This window comes from Nocardioides kongjuensis (assembly GCF_013409625.1).
Lineage (GTDB): Bacteria > Actinomycetota > Actinomycetes > Propionibacteriales > Nocardioidaceae > Nocardioides > Nocardioides kongjuensis.
In genome coordinates, this window is record NZ_JACCBF010000001.1 from 3,283,820 (window position 1) to 3,303,753 (window position 19,934).

Consider the following 19,934-nt stretch of genomic DNA (forward strand, 5'->3'; position numbering starts at 1 on the left):
CTGCTACTGCCGCCGTGCGCACTCGGCGCACAGGCCGACCAGCTCCACCGTGTGGCTCACCTCGGAGAACCCGTGCTCGTCGGCGACGGCGTGCGCCCACCTCTCGACCGCGGAGCCGGTGATCTCGACGGTGCGGCCGCACGAGCGACAGACCAGGTGGTGGTGGTGCGAGTCGCTGCAGCGGCGGTAGGTCGCCTCGCCGGCCGGGTTGTGGCGCACGTCGACGTCGCCGCTCTCGGCCATCGCCTGCAGGGTGCGGTAGACGGTGGCCAGGCCCACCTTGTCGCCGGTACGACGCAGGGTGTCGTGGATCTCCTGCGCGCTCTGGAAGTCTGCGGCGTTGGCCAGGGCGTCGGTGATCGCACGGCGCTGGCGGGTCGGCCGGAGCGCGCTCGGGCGCGCGTCGGTGTCGGGCACCGGGCCTCCTGGGGCAGTCGACTGGGAATCAGTCTCAAATCTACCGTGCCGACGGGGAGGACCATGCCGGCATGGCCCGATCGGACCATCGGGACGGGACCGGTTGACGGCGACGTCCGGGACCGGGCACCGGTAGCCTGACCGCCGGGAGAGGGAACAGGGAGGACTCGCTCGTGGGGAGCAAGGACGAGTTCGGCCCGGACACGGAGAGCATCCGCGCCTGGCTGGACAAGCGGGGCACCTATGCCCGGGACGCGCGGGTCGTCGGCGCACCTCGTGGCGGCGCCCCGACGGTCGCGCCCACGCCCCCTCCCCCCGCGCCCGGCACGTCGCCCCAGGGACGCGCCGACTCCCGTGAGGCAGGACGCTCGGTGCTCGAGGCGCTCGGCGTCGCGACGCCGCCGGAGCCGCCGTCGCGGATCGCGCAGGCCGTCGGCCTCGACAGCACCGACCTGGGACGCTCGGTCGTGGAGGCGTTGCGCGCCGACATGCCGAGGAAGCCGAGGCCGGCGCCCCGTGCGACCCCGGCCCCGCCGACGCCCGCTCCCGTGCAGGTCGAGGCGCCCACCCAGCCGGCCCGCCCCGTCCCGGCCCCGCGGGTGCGCGCCGAGCCCGAGGTCCGGCACGGCCGCTGGACCGAGCCGGCGGACAACCTCACCGCGCTCAACGCGAGCACCGACGCGCAGTTCCCCGTGCGCGGCGGCGTCCGCCGCGCGCTCTCCTGCGTCCTGCTGGCCGTGCTGACCGGCACCGCCGTGGCGTCGTACGCCGCCGCGAAGCAGCCCACCACAGGCTCCATCGGCGTGGCGGGGACCCTCGGCCTCCTGCTCCTCGTCGTGTGGGCGGTGCGCGCCGGCTGCACGACCACCGAGCTCGCCGTACGACGCGGGCAGCTCTCGATCAAGCGCAACGGGCAGACCGAGCTGGTCGACCTGGCCAGTCCCTACACACCGATCGCGATCATCGGCGAGCCGAGCGACCGCCGCTGGACGGTGCTGATCGAGCGCGAGGGCCTGCCGTTGGTCGTGGTCACCCGGTCGTGGGTCGACCCGCACTGGTTCACGACCGTGCTCTACCGGCTCCGCCCCGGCCTGCGCCCGGACGACACGGGGTCGAGCACCGAGCCGGTCACCCCGTAGCGATCCAGTACCGCAGCTTCCCGGCCCGCTCGTCCTCGAGCACGCCGCCGCCCGCCTCGATGGTGCGCCGGGACGCGTCGTTGCCGACGTCGCAGGTGACCAGCACCCGCTCGATCCCGAGGCCGGCCGCGGCCTCCACCCCGAGCGCGAGCGCCCGCGCGGCGTGGCCGCGGCGCCGGGCGGAGGGCCGCACGGCGTAGCCGATGTGTCCGCCCTGCTCCAGCAGCCAGTCGTTGAGCAGGTGCCGCAGGTGCAGGAAGCCGACCACCTCGTCCTCGGGCCCGCCGTCGCCGTCGGTGATCCAGAAGTACGTCGAGGGCACCCGCGTGCCGTCGAGGTCGGCGGTCGAGGTCAGCTCGGTCATGGCGACGTACGCCGCACAGCCGGCCTCGGTCGGCACCGGGTCGCCCTCGAGGTTCCAGTGACCCGAGCCGTGCATCTCGTCGGTGCCACCGAAGTCCTCGATCATCGCCGCCCAGGACTTCCAGCGGGCGACGTCGGGCGGCACGAGCGCGGTCATGGCTCCATCCCACCATCCCGGTCAACGGGTTTCCCCGCCGCCACAACGAGAACGTGTTCTACTCTGGCGGGCATGAACTGGCACCTCCCCGACGCCGACGAGACGCCCGCCGCCGAGGTGGAGCGCGAGGCGGCCGTGTGGCGCCCGCTCGCCGAGGCCGCCCGCGAGCTGGTCGACCTGTGCGTCATGTCGGACGTCGAGGAGGACGAGGTCCGCGCCGCCCAGGCCGACGTCGAGGCAGCGGTCGCCCGGTTGCGGAAGGTACGTCGCACCCAGACCCTCGGGCAGCAGCACCTCACCGGCGGCCGGCGCCGCCCCTGGGGCAACCCCGTCATCGGCCTGCGCAACCCGATCGCCCCGCCGCTGCACGTCACCAGCGACGCCACCGGCCGCGCCGAGACGCGGTTCCACTGCGGCGCGGCGTACGAGGGACCGCCCGGCCTGGTCCACGGCGGCGTCGTCTCGCTCATCCTCGACCAGGTGCTCGGACACTCGGTCGGCGCGGCCGGCCGCCCGGGCATGACCGGCACCCTGACGATCGTCTACCGCCAGGGCACCCCGCTCGGCGACCTGCGGGTCGAGGCGTGGATCGACCGCGAGGACGGCATCAAGACCTGGGCCAAGGCCCACATGATCGGTCCCCGCGGCGTCACCGCCGAGGCCGAGGGCGTGTTCATCCTGCCGCGCGCGATCCGCGAGCGACTTCTCGACCGCTCCTGACGCTTCCTGGCCGTTGCACCGGTCAAGAAGCGCGGGAATCGCCTCTGAAGAGGTGATTCCCGCGGCCCGGCGTCAGCCGCCGACCTTGACCCCGCGCTTGTTCTCGTCGGACAGACGCGCCTCCTCGGCGGCGACCTCCTCGAGCTCGGCGCGGCGCTGGGCCTCGTCGAACTCGCCGGGCTCGGAGACCAGGTCCGTGGCGCCACGGGCCAGTCGCTGGAGCGCGACGCGGGCGAAGATCTGCTGCTCGGTCGAGGTGCGCTCGGAGCGGCCCTTGCCGATGAACGAGACGAACCAGTGCATCACCGCGGTGACCCGGTTCTTGAAGCCGGTGATGTAGAAGAGGTGCACGACCAGCCACATCAGCCAGGCGAGGATGCCGGTGACGCGGAGCTTGCCGACCATCGCCACCGCGCGGAACCGGCTGATGATGGCCATCGAGCCCTTGTCGAAGTACTTGAACGGCGGCTGCGCGGGCTTGCCCTGGAGCCGGCCCTCGATCTCCTTGGCGGCGTACTTCGCGCCCTGGATCGCGACCTGCGCGACACCAGGGAGGTTGTCGAGCGAGATCATGTCGCCGACCACGAACACCTCGGGGTAACCGGGCAGCGTGAGGTCGGGGTTGACCGAGATCCGGCCGGCCCGGTCCAGGGGCGCGCCGGTCTGCTCGGACAGGGTCTTGCCGAGCTTGTTGGCCTGCACGCCGGCGGCCCAGACCTTGGCGATCGCGTCGATGCGCTCCTCGGAGCCGTCCTTGTACTTGACGGTCAGGCCGCGCTCGTCGACCTGGGAGACCAGCGCGCCGAGCATGACCTCGACGCCGAGCTTCTCGAGCTTCTCCTGGGTCCACTTGCCCAGCTTGTGGCCGAACGGCGGCAGCACCTGCGGCGCCGCGTCGACCAGGATGACGCGCGCGTGGCGCGTCGAGATCGCGCGGAAGTCGCGGGTCAGGGTGCGGTGGGCGAGCTCGGCGATCTGGCCGGCCATCTCGACACCGGTCGGGCCGGCGCCGACGACCACGAAGGTCAGCAGGTGGTCGACGTTCTCGCCGCGGGAGGCGCCGAGCTCGGCCATCTCGAAGGCGCCGAAGATCCGGCCGCGCAGCTCGAGGGCGTCGTCGATGCTCTTCATGCCGGGGGCGAACTCGGCGAAGTGGTCGTTGCCGAAGTACGACTGGCCGGCGCCGGCGGCGACGATCAGCGAGTCGTACGGCGTCACGAGCTCGCGACCGAGCACGTGGGAGGTGACCAGTCGGTTCTCGAGGTCGATGTCGGTGACCTCGCCCAGCAGGACCTGGGCGTTCTTCTGGTTGGCCAGGACCTCACGGGTCGGCGGGGCGATCTCGCCCTCGGAGAGGATCCCGGTCGCGACCTGGTAGAGCAGCGGCTGGAAGAGGTGGTGGGTCGTCTTCGCGATCATCGTCACGTCGACGTCGGCGTCCTTGAGCTGCTTGGTGCCGAACAGGCCACCGAAGCCGGACCCGATGACGACGACCTGGTGACGGTCGGAACGGGGGACGATGACGCGATCGGGCAGGTCGGGCTGGGTGTCGCCTGCTGCCATGGCTTCCTCCTGGAGCACCTCTTGGATGACGACGTGATGACGTCGGTTCGAGCCCATCATTCCGCGTCCCCTGCACGACCCCCAACCCGAGGTCAAGGTCTGGTCGGTCACACCACTCCCGGACCGTCACCAAATGAGGTTCCGGAGGTTGGTTTAGTCGTCAACCGGGTGGGGTATCGCACCCGGGAACGTCCTCCTCAACTACCCGGACATCGACCACAACACTCGGGCCGCGACACCGGAAGGTTCCTCCGTGCAGCACCGGCAGACCCTGGACCTGGCCCCCGGGCCACGCATCGTGCACGACGCACGACGCTGGGTCGTCCAGACCTGTGGTCAGCTCGGGCGCACCGACCTCGCCGACTGCGCCGAGCTCGCCGTCTCCGAGCTGGTCACCAACGCGGTCCTCCACGGCACCGCGCCGATCCGGCTCCAGGTCCGGGGCACCGCCGACCACCCGCGGTTCGAGGTGCACGACGCCTCGGTCATCCCTCCGCAGCCGGTGACGCAGGCGGGTGGCTTCGACATCGATGCCTTCGACCTCGACGCGTTCGACGCGCTCGACGAGGAGCAGCTCGCCTCGCTGACCACGGTCGGCCGCGGCCTCGACATCGTCGCCCGGGCCTCCGCCGCCTGGGGCGCCGAGATCGACGAGGACGGCAAGGCCGTGTGGTTCGAACCGGCTCCCGAGCTCTCCGAGACCGGCGGCGCGCCGTACCAGCAGACCCACAGCATGCCGTCGCTCGCCGCCGACCACACCCGCGTCGGCGAGGTCGGCGTCCAGATCAACGGCGTCCCGATCGGCGCCTTCGGCCGGTTCCAGCGCCACTACCGCGACCTGCGCCGCGAGATCCGCCTGCTCGCCCTCGCCCACGAGGACGACTACCCGCTGGCGAAGGTCCTCTCCGAGCACTTCGACGCCCTCGAGCGGCCGCTGCGCGCCAACATGGGCCGCGAGCAGGTCGACAAGGCCTACGCCGACGGTCGCGAGAGCATCGACCTGCGGCTGCGGATGCCGCGCGAGACCGCCCGGCAGATCGGCGGGCTGATCGACCTGCTCGACGCCGCCGACGAGTTCTCGCGGGCCCAGCGCCTGCTGACCGCGCCGCGCACCGCCGAGCAGCGCTCGTTCCAGATCTGGTTCCTCGGCGAGTTCCGCCGCCAGGCCGTCGGCGCCCCGCCGGTCGCCTGGCAGGGCAGCGGCACCGGCTCCGGCTCGCTCCCCAGCCTCCAGGCCTGAGCGCTCCCCAGGGCGTCTCCTAGGCGTAGCCGAGGTCGTGCAACCGGGCGTCGTCGATGCCGAAGTGGTGGGCGACCTCGTGCACGACGGTGATCCGGACCTCCTCGGCCAGGTCCTGCTCGTCGTCGCACATGTCGAGCAGGGGGCCCCGGAACAGGAAGATCCGGTCGGGGAGCTGGGGCTCGAACCCGCCACCGCGCTCGGTGAGCGCGACGCCGTCGTAGAGGCCGAGGAGGTCGTCGGGCTCGCCCTCGGGGGGCTCGTCCTCGACGAGCACCACGACGTTGCGGACGAGCCGGGCCAGCTCCTCGGGGATCTCGTCGAGGGCACGGTCGACGAGGGCGTCGAAGTCGTCGGGGCTCATCTCGACCGGCACGAGACACATTGTGCCCAAGCCGAAAATGCAGGAAGCCCCGGTCGTGCTGACCGGGGCTTCCTGCTTGTCGGCGACCCTGACGAGACTCGAACTCGCGACCTCCGCCGTGACAGGGCGGCGCGCTAACCAACTGCGCTACAGGGCCATCTCGCTCACTCCGCTCTCGCGTGGTGAAGCGGAAGGAACTCTAACCCATCCACCTCCAGCAGTCCCAATCGGGAGCCACCTCGGCCGGTTGAGCCGCACCCCCAACCGGATTCGAACCGGCGTACCCGCCGTGAAAGGGCGGTGTCCTAGGCCGCTAGACGATGGGGGCCCACCGTGGAGGACGGGCCTCCGCAGCGCCGGCCAGCATAGTGCCCGGCACCGGCAGATGCGCATCGGCGCAGCATCGGCACAGTGTCGCCCCAGATTCGTTCCTCGGCACACCCTCCGGTAAGGTTGTCGACTGCTTGGGCAGGTAGCTCAGTTGGTACGAGCGATCGCCTGAAAAGTGATAGGTCGGCGGTTCGACCCCGCCCCTGCCCACAAGCAGCGAGACCCCCGTCGGGACACCGGCGGGGGTCTCGTCGTTGCGCCGGGTCCGCGTTGGCAGGATGGGCCGGTGACCTCGCTCTCCGACACCGTCGTCCTCGCCCACGGCCCCGCCTGGGGCAACCGGTTCGCGCTCGCCCCGCTGACCAACGTGCAGAGCAACGACGACGGCACGCTCAGCGACGACGAGCACGACTGGCTCGTGGCCCGCGGACGCGGCGGGTTCGGGCTGACCATGACCTGCGCGGCGTACGTCGCCCCCGAGGGCCGGGCCTGGCGCGGCCAGCTCGGCATCGCGGGCGACGAGCACCTGCCGGGCCTGCGCCGGCTCGCCGAGAGCCTGCGGTCGACCGGCACCCGCTCCGCCGTCCAGCTCCACCACGGCGGCCGGCGCTCGGACGCCGCGCTCAACGGGGTGCCCAACGTCGGGCCGTGGGCGGATCCCGCCAAGGACACGGTGGCGCTGAGCACCGACGGCGTACGACGGATGGTGGCCGACTTCGTCGCCGCCGCGGTCCGCGCCGAGCAGGCCGGCTTCGACGGGGTCGAGCTGCACGGTGCCCACGGCTACCTGCTCGCGCAGTTCCTCGACGCCCGGTCCAACCACCGCGAGGACGGGTACGGCGGCGCGCTCGAGGACCGGATGCGTCCGTTGCTCGAGGTCGTCGACGGGGTCCGGGCCGCGACCGGCCCCGACTTCCAGGTGGGCCTGCGGCTCACGCCCGAGGGCTACGGCACGACCCTGCCCGAGGGCCGCGAGACCGCGCGGGCCCTGCTGGCGACCGGGCAGCTCGACTACCTCGACATGTCCCTGTGGGACGTCCGCATGCAGCCGCGGGCCGAGGGGCACGACGGCCTGCTGATCGAGCACTTCACCGACCTGCCCCGGCACGGCGCCCTGCTCGGCGTCGCGGGCGGCGTGCTGACCACTGCCGACGCGCAGTGGTGCCTCGACCGGGGCGCCGACGTCGTCACCGTCGGCACCGGGGCGATCCTGCACCACGACTTCGCGGCCCGTGCGCTCGCGGACACCGGCTTCCGCACCCGGCCCCGGCCCGTGCCGCGCGCCGAGCTCGCGGCCGAGCACGTCGGGCCGGCGTTCCTCGACTACCTCGCCGCGGGCTGGGACGACCTGGTCGCCTGACGCCTCGGCCACCAGAACCGGTCGCCGAGGCGGAGCGCGATCGCCGGCACCAGGACCGTGCGCACCAGCAGCGTGTCGAGCAGCACTCCGACACAGATGACGATGCCGAGCTGCGCCAGCACGACGAGGGGCAGCACGCCGAGGACCGCGAATACCGCCGCGAGCAGCACTCCTGCGCTGGTGATGACGCCGCCCGTGGAGGCCAGGGCACGGAGCATGCCCTCGTGGGCGCCGTACCGCTCCGCCTCCTCCGCGGCGCGCGTCACCAGGAAGATGTTGTAGTCGACGCCGAGCGCGACGAGGAAGAGGAAGGCCTGCAGGGGTACGCCGACATCGAGCCGCTCGAAGCCGAACACACCGTGGCCGAGCACCCACCCCGCTCCCAGGGCGGCGAGGTAGGTGGCGACGACGGTGAGCACGAGCACGACGGGCGCGACGAGCGAGCGCAGGAGCAGGGTGAGCGCCACCAGCACGACGGCGAGGATCAGCGGCAGGACCAGCGCCCGGTCGTCCCTGCTCGCGGCGTCGGAGTCGACGTCCTGCGCGTCCGTGCCGCCCACCACGGTGCCGGGCAGGCCGGCCACGGCTGCGCGCAGCGCGACGACGTCCTCCCGCGCCCGGGGCGTCCCGGGAGCGTGGTCGAGGACGACGTCGATCCGGCTCAGGCCGTCGTGCTCACCCACCGGACGCGCCGACGCGACGCCGTCGGCGGACCGGACGGCACGAAGGACCTTCCCGACGTCGTCGCGGGTCAGCACCACGGCCGGGTCGGCGCTGCCGGCCGGGAACGACTCGGCCAGCCGGGAGGCGGCCGCGATCGACTCCGGGGTGTCGATGAACTGGTCGGCCTCGGACAGGCCGCTGCGGATGCCGAGGACTCCGCTCGCCAGGACGGCCAGCAGCACGACACCCGCCGATGCCCAGCGCAACGGTCGGCGGGCCACGGCGTCACCGATCCGGCGCCACAGGGTCCGTCCCTCCGAGGCGGTCGGTTCCCCCACCTCCGGTCGGCGTGGCCAGAAGATGCCACGCGGGAAGACGACCAGCGCCAGCGGCAGCACCACGAGCACGGCGAGGGCGGCCACGACGACGCCGATCGCGCAGGCCAGACCGAGCCCCCGGGTCGTCGGGAACGCGGAGAGCAGCAAGGCCAGCAGCGCGACGACGACCGTGGCCGCACTGGCGAGCACCGCCTCGCTCGTGCGCAGCCATGCCTGCGCCATCGCCTCGGCCCGGCTCGGGGTGCGGTGCAGCTCGTCGCGGTAGCGGGAGATCAGCAGCAGCGCGTAGTCGGTGCCGGCGCCGAACACGAGGACGGAGAGGATGCCCGTCGTGGACTGGTCGTAGGCGACGTCCAGCGCGGTGAGCGCGTGGGTGGCCCCCACGGCAGCCAACCGGTCGGCGACGCCGACGACGAGCAGCGGGACCAGCCACAGCACCGGCGAGCGGTAGGTGATGATCAGCAGCAGGGCCACGACCGAGGCGGTCACGAGCAGCAAGGTCAGGTCCGCACCCTCGAAGACACGGGCGAGGTCGCCCTGGATCGCGGCCGGACCGGTGACCTCGGCGCGCACGCCGTCGGGCAGTCCCGCGCGGACGGCGGCGCGCAGGTCCTCGACGTCGTCGGCGAGCTGGGCAGCGTCGCTGCTCGGCATCGGCAGCACGCCGACCAGGGCGGTCCCGTCCTGCGCAGCCTGCAGCGGCGTTGCCTCGCCGCCGCCGGCCTCGGCGAAGACCTGCTCCACCACCCGCAGGTCGGCCGGCGCGAGTGGGCGGCTCGCGGAGAACAGGACCACGGCCACCCGGTCGTCACCGGACGGGAACTCCTGCAGCAGCCGGACCACCGCGGTGGCGTCGTACCCGTCGGGAAGCTGATCGTTCGCGGCACGATCGACCGGCGCCGTGCCCACGACCCCGATCAGGGCGCCTCCGACGAGCAGGTAGAGGGCAGGGAGCACCCAGGCGACCCGGGGACGGAGAATCAGCGGCAAGCGGGCGCTCACCCGAGATAGTTCCATGATGGAAGGATATGCCCATGCCGTCGACCACCGACCAGCCACCCGGAGCCCGGGTCCCGCTGCTGGTCCAGCGGCTGTCCTACGAGCTCACCCGCTTCTCGCACCTGTTCGCCCGCCACCACGCCCTGCACCCCACCGACGTCGAGGCCCTCGCCCACCTCCACCAGGCCTCGCTGCGAGGTCAGGTCATGACCCCCAGTCGCCTCGCCGACGCGATCGACCTCAGCCCGCCGGCGACGTCCGCGCTGCTGCGCCGCCTCGAGGCGAGCGGCCACGTGGAACGCGTGCCCGACCCCGCCGACGGCCGCCGCCACCTGCTGGCCCTGACCGACACCGCTCGCCAGGTGGCCAGCGGCTTCTTCGGCCCGCTCGCAGGAGCGCTGCGCGCGTCGCTGGTCGATCTCGACGACGCAGAGGTCGCCGTGGTCGAGCGCTGGCTCGCCAGCGCTGCGGACGGTGCCGGGCGACTCGCCGACCGGATCGCCGACACGGACCGTCCCGGACCACCCCACGCCTGAACGGCGTCGAGACCGACATCGGGGTCGGTCACGGGGGTCGCTGTCCCCCGGGCCCGCACGACACGTCAGCACGGGCCACCCACGACTCGCCCGTGCTGACGTGCCGGCCCGAGGGCGGCTCAGCTCATCCGCAGGTAGGCGTCAGCGACCCGGGGATCGTCCGCGAGGTCGGCGGCCGCGCCCGAGAGGGTGATCCGCCCCGTCTCCATCACGTGCGCCGTGCTGGCGAACTCGAGCGCGAGCACCGCACTCTGCTCGGCCAGGAGTATCGCCGTTCCCGCGCGGTTGAGATCGGCGAACACCTCGAAGAGCTCCTCCACGACCATCGGGGCCAGACCCAGCGAGATCTCGTCCGCGACGAGCAGCTCCGGCTCGCTGATCAGGGCTCGCGCGAGCGCGAGCATCTGCTGCTCCCCGCCGGAGAGGGTGCCGGCGAGCTGGTGGCGCCGCTCGCGGAGCCGCTCGAACGTCGCGTACTGCCGGTCCAGGGCCTCGGCCTGGTCGCGCCCCGGCGGCCGCCAGGCGGCGACCAGGTTCTCCTCGACGGTGAGCGCCGGGAACACCCGCCGCCCCTCGGGCACGTAGGCGACGCGGTGCCGGACCCGCGCGTGCGCAGGCAGGGCTGCGAGGTCGACGCCGCCGAGCCGCACGCTGCCGCCGGTCAGCGGCAGCAGGCCCATGACCACCTGCATCAGCGTCGACTTGCCCGCCCCGTTGGAGCCGAGCACGACGACGAACTCCCCGGACTCGACGGCCAGGCTCACGCCGTGCAGGACGGCGCTCCGTCCGTATCCGGCACTCACGTTCTCGATGCTCAGCCGGCTCATCCCTCGTGCTCGCTTCCTGTCGACTGCTGGACGCCGCCGTCGGCTCGGGACCGCTTCGTCCCGAGGTAGGCGTCGATGACGGCCTGGTTGCCGCGGATCTCGTCCGGGTCGCCCACGGCCAGCAGCCGGCCGCGGTTGAGGACGACAGCCCGGTCCGAGAGGGACAGCGCCAGCCCGACGTAGTGCTCGACGAGGAGCACCGCGACCCCGCGCTCCCGGATCCTCCCCAGGAGCTCTGCGAGCGGGGTCAGCCCGTCCGAGCCGACCCCGGCCGCAGGCTCGTCGAGGAGGACCAGCCGCGGCTCGTCGCCCAGGGCCCGCGCGATCTCCATCCGGCGCAGGTCACCGGGACTGATCTCCGAGGCCGGACGGTGTGCGACCGCCGTGAGTCCGGCGAGCTCGAGCAGCTCGTCGACCCGCAGCTGCAGCGCGCGGTCGCGCGACCGGGGCCGCAGGCTGCTGAGCACGCCGCGCAACCGGTGACCACCGGCACCCAGCAGCACGTTGTCCCGCACCGTCAGCGAGCCGATCGGCCGCGCGACCTGGAAGGTCCGTCCCACGCCACGGGCGTGGACCAGGTCGGGGCGTGACCTGCGGACCGGCTCGCCGTCGAAGAGCACCTCCCCCGAGGTCGGCCTCTGCACGCCGGAGATCACGTTGAAGAGGGTCGACTTGCCGGCCCCGTTGGGGCCGATCACCGAGACGAACTCCCCCTGCCCCACCGCGAAGGACACCTCGTCCAGCGCCTGGAGCCCTCCGAAGCGCACCCCGATCCCGCGCACCTCGACGAGCGGTACCTCGCGCCTGCCCGCGCTCATCGGGCCACCTCCTTCGGGGTCGGGAGCGACGGACTCGGGCGACGCAGCAGCCCGGACACACCGCGGGCCAGCCAGCTGTCGTCCCCGACGAGTCCCTGCGGCTGGAACCTCAGCACGAGCACCAGGAACACGCCGTAGACGAGGTTGCGGTAGTCCGAGGCGAACCGGAAGAGCTCGGGGACCAGGGTCAGGAGGACGGCGCCGACGATGGCCCCGCGGATGGTCCCGATCCCACCGATGATGAGCATCGACAGCAGGAGCACCGACTGGTTGAAGCCGAAGGTCTCAGGCGTGATGCTGCTGATGAAGAAGGCGTAGACGGCCCCGACCACACCGGCCAGGAGGGAGCTCAACGCGAACGCCGACGCCTTGAAGAGCGCCACCGGTGCTCCCAGCGAGGCTGCCACCAGCTCGTCCTCGCGGATCGCCATCAACATGCCGCCGTACCAGCTGTCCCGCACGATCCTGGCGACCAGGACGACGACGGCGAGGAGCACCACTGACAGCACGAGGAAGTGGTCGTTGGTGAACGCCGTGCTGCCGAGCACCGGGAGCGGGAGGCCGTAGATCCCTGTGGCCCCACCGAAGAAGTCGACGCTCTTGAACAGCGCGACCACCACGAAGTTCAGGCCGACGGTCGTGATCGCGAAGAAGTCCTCGCGCAGCCGCAGGCTGATCGCCCCGAGGACCGCCCCCGCGAGCCCCGCGACCAGTGCTGCCACGGGCAGCACCGACCAGAAGGACATGCCGTGCTCGACCGAGAGCACCGCGGCGAAGTAGGCACCGAGACCGAAGAAGGCGCTCTGCGCGAGGTTCGGCTGACCGGCATAGCCTGCCGTCAGGTTCAGGCTCACGACGACGCTGGCCATCAAGATCGCGGTCACCGCCACGACGATCGCGTAGGTCATGCCTTCACCACCCGGGACGGGATCAGGCCCTGTGGCCGGTTCAGGAGCATCACGATGAGCGCCACGAACGCGATGGCGTCGCGGGGCAGGGCGAACCCGAAGGACGCCACGACCCACGACTCGACGAGTCCGATGAGCAGGGCTGCCACGATCGTGCCGACAGGGCTCCCGAGGCCGCCGAGGATGATGATCGCCAGCATCTTGTAGGCAGGGATGTCACCCAGGGTCGGGTAGACCGCGTCGTACTTCACCGAGAGCAGCGCACCGGCAAGTGCCGACAGGAGGTACCCGACCGCGAAGACGGCCGCGATGACCCGAGGGGCGTTGATGCCCACCGCACCTGCCACGTTCCGGTCCTGCGCGACGGCCTGCCACAGGACGCCGCTCCGCGTCCTGGTCAGCACGTACCAGGTCGCGCCGATCACGCTGACGGTCACCGACAGCACCACGACGTCGATGCCCTCGAGCCGTACGCCGCCGAGGTCGAGGTCGGGCAACGGAAGCTCGACGTGGGCGCTGCGCTGCGACGGCCCGAAGACCAGGCGGAACAGCTCGGTGGCCACGATGTAGAGCCCGATTCCGGTCACGAGCGTGACGATCGGCCCGCGGTCGAGGATCGGCCGGTAGATCCAGCGCTGGACCACCCAACCGAGCACGGCGCCCGCGGCCAGGCCCGCCAGCACGCCCAGCAACGGGCTGTCGGCGCGCTCGGCGAGGACGAGGACGAGGTAGCCACCGAGGGTCAGGGCAGCGGCGTTCGCGATGTCGAGCACGCGCAGCAACCCGTAGACCAGGCACGGCCCCAGCGCGACCAAGGCATACAGGGACCCGATGACGAGTCCGTCGACTGTGGTTTCCATCAGCAGCTCACGGAGTGATGACGGCCGGGTCGGTGATCTCGCCGACCGACACCAGGCTCGCGCCCTCGAACCGGAGAACCTGCACGGGCTTGACCACCTGCCGCCCGTCGGTGAACTTCGCCAGGGTGCCGGTGGCACCGGCGTGGTCGGAGGTGCCGACCAGCCCCTTGCGGATGTCGTCCGCGCTGGTCCCCGATGCTTCGGCGGCATCGAGGATCAGCTTCACGGCGTCGTACGACGACGCGGCCACCATGTCCGCAGGGAAGTCGTTGGCCTCGGCGAAGTCCGCCAGGAAGGTCGTGGTCGCCGTCGCGTCGGCGTCGCGGTTGAGGTTGGTGGTGATCTTCGTGCCGTCGGCGAGGTCGCCGATCGACTCGAGGAAACCGGCCGAGTCGATGCCTTCGGTGCTCAGCACGGGCAGGTCCACGCCGGACTTCCGCAGGGCGCGGAAGAACTGGGTTCCCTCCGCGACGTACTGGACGAGGTAGATCGCGTCGGCGCCGGCGTCGACGGCGCGACGAACGATCGAGTCGAAGTCCTTCTCACCGAACTCGTTCTTGTCGACGGAGACGACGTCCAGCCCGCTCTCCTCCGCCTGGTCGCTGAACCCGTCCACGAGTGCGTTGCCGAAGTCGTTGTCGATCGCGATGATCGCGGGCTTCCTCACCCCGTCCTGGGCGAGCTGGACGGCGCCGGCGCGGCCCTGCACCTCACCGTCGAAGTCCTGCTGGAAGACGAAGTCGCCGGTCTCGGGGATGCCCGGGTTGACGGCGTACGCAGACACGAGCGGGACCTCGTTCCGCTGGAAGATGGTCGCCGCCGCGAGGGTCTGCGGGCTGTAGGAACCGCTGACCGCCGCGACGACCCGGTCCTGGGACACCAGCTTGGTCGCGATCACGGCGCCCTGCTTGGGGTCGCTGGCGTCGTCGTAGGTGATCAGCTCGACCTTCCTGCCGTCGATGCCACCGTCCGCGTTCGCCTGGGCGACGGCGAGCTTCGCGCCGGCCAGGGCGCTGCGTCCGTCCGAGGACCCGAACCCGGACGATGGCGCGAAGAAGCCGATCTTGAGCGTGTCGCCGCCGGACTCACCTCCCGAGCAGGCGGTCGTCGCGGCCAGCAGCGCGACGAGCGTGCCAGCCATCACAGAGCGGATTCGCATGCGTACTCCTTTGTTCGAGGTCGCGGACGACCCGGGTTGAGGGACGTCTGGGTCGACGTCCCGACCGGTCGAGGCACACCGCCGCGACCGCTGTCCTCCTTCAGTGGCGATCGCCGTCCGGCACAATGCGGCCATGCCCGTGGTGCTGCGCGACCTGCTCGACGAGCCCAACCTGCAGGTGCGGGCGGTCGTCCTTCCGGAGGGCGCAGCCGACCAGCCGATCAGCTGGCTCTCGACGACCGAGCTCCCGGACCCGGTGCCGTTCCTGCGCGGCCAGGAACTGGTGATGACCACCGCCCTGCTCGACCGCTCTCCCGAGGAGTGGCACGACCTGGCGACCCGCCTCGCCGCGGTGCCGGTCACGGCGATCTGCCTCGGGATCGGCCTGGTCCACGACGAGCCGCCCGCGCACCTGGTCGCCGCGGCGCGGGACGCAGGGCTGCCCCTCGTCGTCTCGCCGGTCGAGGTGCCCTTCATCGCGATCAGCCACTGGCTGGCCGACCAGATCTACGCCGAGACCTATGCCGCGGTGCAGACCAATCTCCAGGTGCAGGACCGACTGGTCCGGGAGCTGTTGTCCCGACGCGGCATCGACGGCATGCTCGGCGAGCTGCGCCGCCGCCTCGGCCTCGATGCAGTGGTCCTGGCCGAGCCCAGCGGGCACGTCCTGCATCGCTCGCCCAAGAGCTCGCGCTGGACCCCGGTGGCGGGCGAGGACACCGAGGAGGGGAGCTCCGCGTCGTCCGAGGTCCTCGTGGACGACGTCCCGGTGGCCGTCCTGCACACCGTCCCGGCTCCGACCCATGCAGGCGTGCTTCCGTTCGCCGCCACGGTGCTGGGCCTGGAGCTGGCCCGCGAGCAGGCCTTCCTGACCGGCCGCCGGGAGCTGCTCGGCCAGGTCCTCGAGGACGTGTTGCACGGCCTGGTCTCCGACCACGCGGCACGGAACCGACTGCGGCGGCTGGGCGTCCAGGCCGACGCGGCCCAGACCATGGTCGTCGCGCTGCTGGACGACAGCCCCGACCGGCTCCGCCGCGTGCCGTGGGAGCTGCGATCGGTTCTCGCGCGCGAGGGCGACGCCCTTCCCACCGCACTCCTGGAGGATGCGGTCGCGGTCGTCGTGCCCGACGGAGTCGACGCCGCCGCAGTGGCGGACGATCTGCGCGAGCAGCTGCTCCGAGCGCGCCACCAGCCTGCGATCGGGCTGGGCGCTGCGCGTCGCGGGGTGGCCGGCCTGCGACTCGGCTACTACGAGGCCAGGCAGGCTGCCGTGCCCGACGGGGTGGGCCGTTCCGCGCCCCTGTCGCTCACGGGGCTCCTCCTCGGGAACCTCGACCTGCCGCTCGCGGAGCTCGGGCAGGAGGTCCTCGGCCCGCTGCTCGATCGCGACGACCAGGCCGGCAACCACCTGCTTCTCACCCTGCGCACCTACCTGGCCCACGACTGCGTCCCCAGCGCCACCGCTGCTGCGATGGTGATCCACCGCAACACGCTTCGCTACCGGCTGGAGCAGGTCGAGCAGCTCCTCGGCCGCGATCTCGACCGACTCACGGACCGCATGGAGCTCGCCCTCGCGCTCGCCGCGCTGGACGCGGCGGGGGGTTCCGGCTCGTAGCCCGCCCCGCGGGCCCGGCTGCGTGCTCATGCGAGCAGGTGGCGAGCCATGACGACCCGCTGGATCTGGTTGGTGCCCTCGTAGATCTGCGTGATCTTCGCGTCGCGCATCATGCGCTCGACCGGGAAGTCCCGGGTGTAGCCGTATCCACCCAGGAGCTGCACCGCGTCGGTCGTCACGGCCATGGCCGTGTCCGATGCCAGGCACTTGGCGGCCGCACCGAAGAAGGTGAGGTCATCGCTGCCCGCCTCGCTGCGCGCGGCCGCGGCGTAGACCATCTGCCGCGCCGCCTCGACCTTCATGCCCATGTCGGCGACCATGAACTGGATGCCCTGGAAGTCGGCGATCGCCCGGCCGAACTGCCGGCGCTCCTTGATGTAGGCGACCGCCGCATCCAGCGCACCCTGGGCGATGCCGACCGCCTCGGCCCCGATCGAGACCCGGGTGTGGTCGAGGGTCCCGAGCGCGACCCGCATGCCCCGGCCCCGCTCGCCGATCAGGCGGTCCACGGGGACGCGACAGTTCTCGAAGTAGACCTCGCGGGTGACGGAGCCCTTGAGTCCCATCTTGCGCTCCGGCTCGCCGTAGGAGATGCCCGGGTCGTCGGCGTGCACGATGAACGCCGAGAGCGAGCGCGAGCCCTGGCCCGGGTCGCTCACCGCGAAGACCACGAGGTAGCGGGCGATCCCGGCCGAGGTGATCCACGTCTTCACGCCGTTGAGTACCCACGAGTCACCGTCGAGCCGCGCGCTCGTGCGCATGGCCGCGACGTCGCTGCCCGCCTCGCGCTCGCTGATCGCGTAGGCCATCAACGCCTCGCCGGACGCGATCTCGGGCAGGTACCGCTGCCGCTGGTCCTCGCTGGCGTAGTGCAGGAGCGGGACCACGCCCAGCTTGTTGGAGGTGATGATCGCGCAGCTGGACGCGCAGACCCGGGCGACCTCCTCCACGGTGATCGCGGAGGCGATCGCGTCCACGCCGTCACCGCCGTACTGCTCGGGGATGCCGGGCGCGTGGAGGCCCGCAGCGACCAGGACGTCGTAGCTCTCCTGGGGGAACACGGCGGCCTCGTCGACCGCGGCGGCGCGGGGCGCCAGCTTCTCGGTGCTGACGCGGCGCGCCGCGGCGCGGAGCTCGTGGTGGACGTCATCGAGGAGGTACATGGCTTCGCTTTCGACGGGGACCGGTGCGGCACCCATTCACCCGTTCGTGACGGGACTCACGCAATGTGCAAGTGCCCGACACGAAACGCAATGATTGGGCACTTGAACATGGCCTGCCGGGACGGCCGGTTCCTACGGTTGCCGCGCTCGGGACGGTCGTACGGATCGCCCCGGGATCCCTGAGGAACGACGAGGAGGACGACGATGCCGCTGCTGACCGACGTGAAGGTGCTCGACCTGAGCCGGGTGCTGGCCGGCCCCTACTGCACCTCCCTGCTGAGGGGCCTGGGCGCCGACGTCGTCAAGGTCGAGGGCCTCCACGGCGACGACGCCCGGCACCTCGGCCCCTTCCGCGACGGCGAGAGCGTCTACTTCGCGCAGCTCAACCACGGCAAGCGCAGCATCGCGCTGAACCTGAAGGACGCCGACGACCACGCCACCTTGCTGGATCTGGCCCGCGCCGCCGACGTGGTGGTCGAGAACTTCCGCCCGGGCGTGGCGACGCGGCTCGGCATCGACCACGCGGCGTTGAGCGCGATCAACCCGCGCCTGGTGTACGCCAGCATCTCGGGCTTCGGCCAGGACGGTCCGCTCGCCCACGCCCCGGCCTACGACCTGGTGGTCCAGGCCATGTCGGGCCTGATGGAGGGCACAGGGACCGCGGAGGGCGGACCGACCCGGGTGGGCGAGTCGGTCGGCGACGTCATCGCCGGCCTCCACGCCGCCTGGGGCGTCACGGCCGCACTCTTCGAGCGCGAGCGGACCGGCGTCGGGCGTCACGTGGACGTCGCGATGTTCGACTCGCTCGTCTCCTTGCAGGTCACCGCGATGAGCATCCTGACCGCGACCGGTGCGCTGCCGGGCCGCGTCGGCAACCGGCACCCCGTCTCCGCACCCTTCGACACCTACCCGTCCAAGGACGGACTGGTCGCGATCGCGGTGGCCAACGACAGCGTGTTCGCACGGTTCTGCACGCTCGTCGGTCACCCGGAGGCCGCGAACGATCCGCGCTTCGCGGACGACGGGTCCCGGACCGCGCACCGGGTCGACATCGAGGAGCTCGCGACGTCGTGGTCGACCCGGTTGACGACCGACGAGGCCGTCGCCCGGGCCGAGGAGGCGGGAGTGCCCGCGGCGCCGATCTGGGACCTGGCTCAGGCACTCGCCAGCGAGCAGGCGACGCACCGCGGGCTGGTCGACCACTTCGAGCACCCGGTGCTGGGACGGACACCCTTCCTCACGCAGCCGCTGCGCTTCCCCGGTTCGGGCGAGGGGCGCGCCACGGTCACCGCCTCCAGCCCGGACCTGGGCGCGGACCGCGACACCGTCCTGGCGGACTGGCTCGACGTCGTCCGCGTCGAGGCCTGACGGACCTCGCGCAGCACGGCGGCCTCACCTCGGGCAGGACGAGTCAGGACCCCAGGAACCGGGAGGCGTTGCCCCAGCGCAGGGCGGCACGGTCGGACTCGCTGAGGAAGTCCGCGTCGTCGACCACCTTGCCGACCGGGCGCTCTCCCAGCGGGTAGGGGTAGTCGCTGCCGACCATCACCTGGGACACGCCCATGGTGTCGACGAGGGTGCGCAGCGCCCGCGGGTCGAAGACCACGCTGTCGACGCTGAACCGGTCGACGTACGCCGAGGGCGGCTGTGCCGAGGTGGCGATGACGTCGCCGCGGCGGTGCCAGGCGTTCTCGAAGCGCCCCAGCCAGAAGGGGAACGAGCCGCCGCCGTGGGCGAAGCAGATCCGCAGCGAGTCCGGCACCTTGTCGAACACGCCGCCCAGGATCATCGCGAGCACCGAGAGATGGGTCTCGGCGGGCATCCCGGCCAGCCATCGCGCCATCCACCGGTCCAGCCGGGGCGAGGTGTGCATGTCCCAGGGGTGCACGAAGACCGGGACTCCCGAGTCGGCGGCGTGCTGGAGGAAGGTGATGATGCCCGCGTCGTCGAGGTCGCGATCACCCACGTGGTTGCCGATCTCGACGCCCCGGTGCCCGGCGGCGACGGCGCGGTCGAGCTCGACGCACGCCAGGTCCGGGTCCTGGAGCGGGACCTGGCAGAACGGCACCAGGCGCTCACCGCCGGGCGCGCAGATCTCCAGCGCCAGGTCGTTGAAGATCCGGCAGACGGCGGCAGCCTCGGCCCCGGGCAGGTCGTAGGAGAAGAAGACCGGCGTCGGCGAGACGACCTGCCGGGCGACGCCGTCCGCGTCCATGTCAGCGAGCCGCACCCCGGCGTCCCAGCAGTCGTCCTGGACGCGCCGGAACTCGGAGTCACCGACGAGGATCATCGCGTCGCGCTCGGAGTCGATCCGCAGCCAGGGCTGTCCCGGGCCGAGGTCCGGCCAGCCACGGGGGACGTAGTGGGTGTGGACGTCGACGGTGCCGCCCACGGC

The 19,934-nt window shown here is 72.1% G+C and carries 19 protein-coding genes and 3 tRNA genes; 8 read left to right on the forward strand and 14 right to left on the reverse strand.

Features of this window, described 5'->3' with window-relative positions:
* Positions 1–3: 3 nt before the first annotated feature.
* The gene (locus BJ958_RS27970; protein WP_179727898.1) at positions 4–417 is read right to left on the reverse strand and encodes a transcriptional repressor; all 414 of its coding nucleotides are present in this window, start codon (positions 415–417) and stop codon (positions 4–6) included.
* A 173-nt stretch (positions 418–590) separates the two neighbouring features.
* On the opposite strand from BJ958_RS27970, the gene BJ958_RS27975 reads away from it, so the two are divergent.
* Positions 591–1,556 carry a hypothetical protein gene (locus tag BJ958_RS27975; RefSeq protein ID WP_179727899.1) on the forward strand — a complete coding sequence of 322 codons (966 nt, stop codon included), beginning with the start codon at positions 591–593 and terminating at the stop codon, positions 1,554–1,556.
* Here BJ958_RS27975 and BJ958_RS15835 read toward each other — a convergent pair.
* Positions 1,546–2,076, reverse strand: coding sequence for a GNAT family N-acetyltransferase (locus BJ958_RS15835; RefSeq protein WP_179727900.1), 531 nt, complete (start codon positions 2,074–2,076; stop codon positions 1,546–1,548). The genes BJ958_RS27975 and BJ958_RS15835 overlap by 11 nt on opposite strands.
* A 72-nt stretch (positions 2,077–2,148) precedes the next feature.
* On the opposite strand from BJ958_RS15835, the gene BJ958_RS15840 reads away from it, so the two are divergent.
* Entirely contained in the window at positions 2,149–2,796 is a 648-nt protein-coding gene (locus BJ958_RS15840; RefSeq protein ID WP_179727901.1) for a PaaI family thioesterase, read from the forward strand.
* 72 nt (positions 2,797–2,868) lie between these two features.
* Here BJ958_RS15840 and BJ958_RS15845 read toward each other — a convergent pair whose 3' ends face one another.
* The gene (locus tag BJ958_RS15845) at positions 2,869–4,359 is read right to left on the reverse strand and encodes an NAD(P)/FAD-dependent oxidoreductase (RefSeq protein ID WP_179727902.1); all 1,491 of its coding nucleotides are present in this window, start codon (positions 4,357–4,359) and stop codon (positions 2,869–2,871) included.
* A 253-nt stretch (positions 4,360–4,612) separates the two neighbouring features.
* Here BJ958_RS15845 and BJ958_RS15850 point away from each other — a divergent pair, with 253 nt between their 5' ends.
* Positions 4,613–5,599, forward strand: a complete 987-nt coding sequence (locus BJ958_RS15850) for an ATP-binding protein (protein ID WP_179727903.1) — start codon at positions 4,613–4,615, stop codon at positions 5,597–5,599.
* Positions 5,600–5,618: 19 nt separating this feature from the next.
* Here the strand turns inward: BJ958_RS15850 and BJ958_RS15855 are convergent, their stop codons facing one another.
* The 3 genes from BJ958_RS15855 to BJ958_RS15865 all read right to left on the reverse strand — a co-directional run bounded on the left by BJ958_RS15855 (position 5,619) and on the right by BJ958_RS15865 (position 6,291).
* Positions 5,619–5,975 carry a metallopeptidase family protein gene (locus BJ958_RS15855; protein ID WP_343052703.1) on the reverse strand — a complete coding sequence of 119 codons (357 nt, stop codon included), beginning with the start codon at positions 5,973–5,975 and terminating at the stop codon, positions 5,619–5,621.
* Positions 5,976–6,046: 71 nt separating this feature from the next.
* Positions 6,047–6,120: transfer RNA gene (locus BJ958_RS15860), tRNA-Asp, on the reverse strand.
* A 98-nt stretch (positions 6,121–6,218) separates the two neighbouring features.
* A tRNA-Glu gene (locus tag BJ958_RS15865) sits at positions 6,219–6,291 on the reverse strand.
* Between the two features lie 138 nt (positions 6,292–6,429).
* Between BJ958_RS15865 and BJ958_RS15870 the strand changes: the two genes are divergently transcribed.
* Together BJ958_RS15870 and BJ958_RS15875 are read left to right on the forward strand one after the other, a co-directional pair.
* Positions 6,430–6,503 (forward strand) — tRNA-Phe (locus BJ958_RS15870).
* Between the two features lie 76 nt (positions 6,504–6,579).
* The gene (locus tag BJ958_RS15875) at positions 6,580–7,653 is read left to right on the forward strand and encodes an oxidoreductase (RefSeq protein ID WP_179727904.1); all 1,074 of its coding nucleotides are present in this window, start codon (positions 6,580–6,582) and stop codon (positions 7,651–7,653) included.
* Here the strand turns inward: BJ958_RS15875 and BJ958_RS15880 are convergent.
* Entirely contained in the window at positions 7,617–9,671 is a 2,055-nt protein-coding gene (locus BJ958_RS15880; RefSeq protein WP_179727905.1) for an MMPL family transporter, read from the reverse strand. The genes BJ958_RS15875 and BJ958_RS15880 overlap by 37 nt on opposite strands.
* A 17-nt stretch (positions 9,672–9,688) precedes the next feature.
* Between BJ958_RS15880 and BJ958_RS15885 the strand changes: the two genes are divergently transcribed.
* Positions 9,689–10,189 carry a MarR family winged helix-turn-helix transcriptional regulator gene (locus BJ958_RS15885; protein WP_179727906.1) on the forward strand — a complete coding sequence of 167 codons (501 nt, stop codon included), beginning with the start codon at positions 9,689–9,691 and terminating at the stop codon, positions 10,187–10,189.
* A 119-nt stretch (positions 10,190–10,308) separates the two neighbouring features.
* Here BJ958_RS15885 and BJ958_RS15890 read toward each other — a convergent pair whose 3' ends face one another.
* Genes BJ958_RS15890 through BJ958_RS15910 form a run of 5 tightly spaced genes read right to left on the reverse strand, consistent with a single transcriptional unit; the run spans position 10,309 to position 14,761 of the window.
* Positions 10,309–10,992, reverse strand: coding sequence for an ABC transporter ATP-binding protein (locus BJ958_RS15890; RefSeq protein WP_218865787.1), 684 nt, complete (start codon positions 10,990–10,992; stop codon positions 10,309–10,311).
* 20 nt (positions 10,993–11,012) lie between these two features.
* Positions 11,013–11,834, reverse strand: a complete 822-nt coding sequence (locus tag BJ958_RS15895) for an ABC transporter ATP-binding protein (RefSeq protein ID WP_179727908.1) — start codon at positions 11,832–11,834, stop codon at positions 11,013–11,015.
* Positions 11,831–12,742, reverse strand: a complete 912-nt coding sequence (locus BJ958_RS15900; protein ID WP_179727909.1) for a branched-chain amino acid ABC transporter permease — start codon at positions 12,740–12,742, stop codon at positions 11,831–11,833. The genes BJ958_RS15895 and BJ958_RS15900 overlap by 4 nt, the downstream gene beginning before the upstream one ends.
* On the reverse strand, positions 12,739–13,602 hold the full coding sequence (locus tag BJ958_RS15905; RefSeq protein ID WP_179727910.1) for a branched-chain amino acid ABC transporter permease: 864 nt from the start codon (positions 13,600–13,602) through the stop codon (positions 12,739–12,741). Before BJ958_RS15905 ends, BJ958_RS15900 begins: the two co-directional genes overlap by 4 nt.
* 7 nt (positions 13,603–13,609) lie before the next feature.
* On the reverse strand, positions 13,610–14,761 hold the full coding sequence (locus BJ958_RS15910; protein WP_179727911.1) for an ABC transporter substrate-binding protein: 1,152 nt from the start codon (positions 14,759–14,761) through the stop codon (positions 13,610–13,612).
* 133 nt (positions 14,762–14,894) lie between these two features.
* On the opposite strand from BJ958_RS15910, the gene BJ958_RS15915 reads away from it, so the two are divergent.
* The gene (locus BJ958_RS15915) at positions 14,895–16,376 is read left to right on the forward strand and encodes a PucR family transcriptional regulator (protein ID WP_179727912.1); all 1,482 of its coding nucleotides are present in this window, start codon (positions 14,895–14,897) and stop codon (positions 16,374–16,376) included.
* Between the two features lie 26 nt (positions 16,377–16,402).
* Here the strand turns inward: BJ958_RS15915 and BJ958_RS15920 are convergent, their stop codons facing one another.
* Positions 16,403–17,539 (reverse strand): acyl-CoA dehydrogenase family protein, encoded by a 1,137-nt coding sequence (locus BJ958_RS15920; RefSeq protein ID WP_218865789.1) that lies wholly within the window; start codon positions 17,537–17,539, stop codon positions 16,403–16,405.
* A 204-nt stretch (positions 17,540–17,743) separates the two neighbouring features.
* Here BJ958_RS15920 and BJ958_RS15925 point away from each other — a divergent pair, with 204 nt between their 5' ends.
* Positions 17,744–18,907, forward strand: coding sequence for a CaiB/BaiF CoA transferase family protein (locus tag BJ958_RS15925; protein ID WP_179727914.1), 1,164 nt, complete (start codon positions 17,744–17,746; stop codon positions 18,905–18,907).
* A 43-nt stretch (positions 18,908–18,950) separates the two neighbouring features.
* Here the strand turns inward: BJ958_RS15925 and BJ958_RS15930 are convergent, their stop codons facing one another.
* The gene (locus BJ958_RS15930; protein WP_179727915.1) at positions 18,951–19,931 is read right to left on the reverse strand and encodes an amidohydrolase family protein; all 981 of its coding nucleotides are present in this window, start codon (positions 19,929–19,931) and stop codon (positions 18,951–18,953) included.
* Positions 19,932–19,934 lie beyond the last annotated feature (3 nt).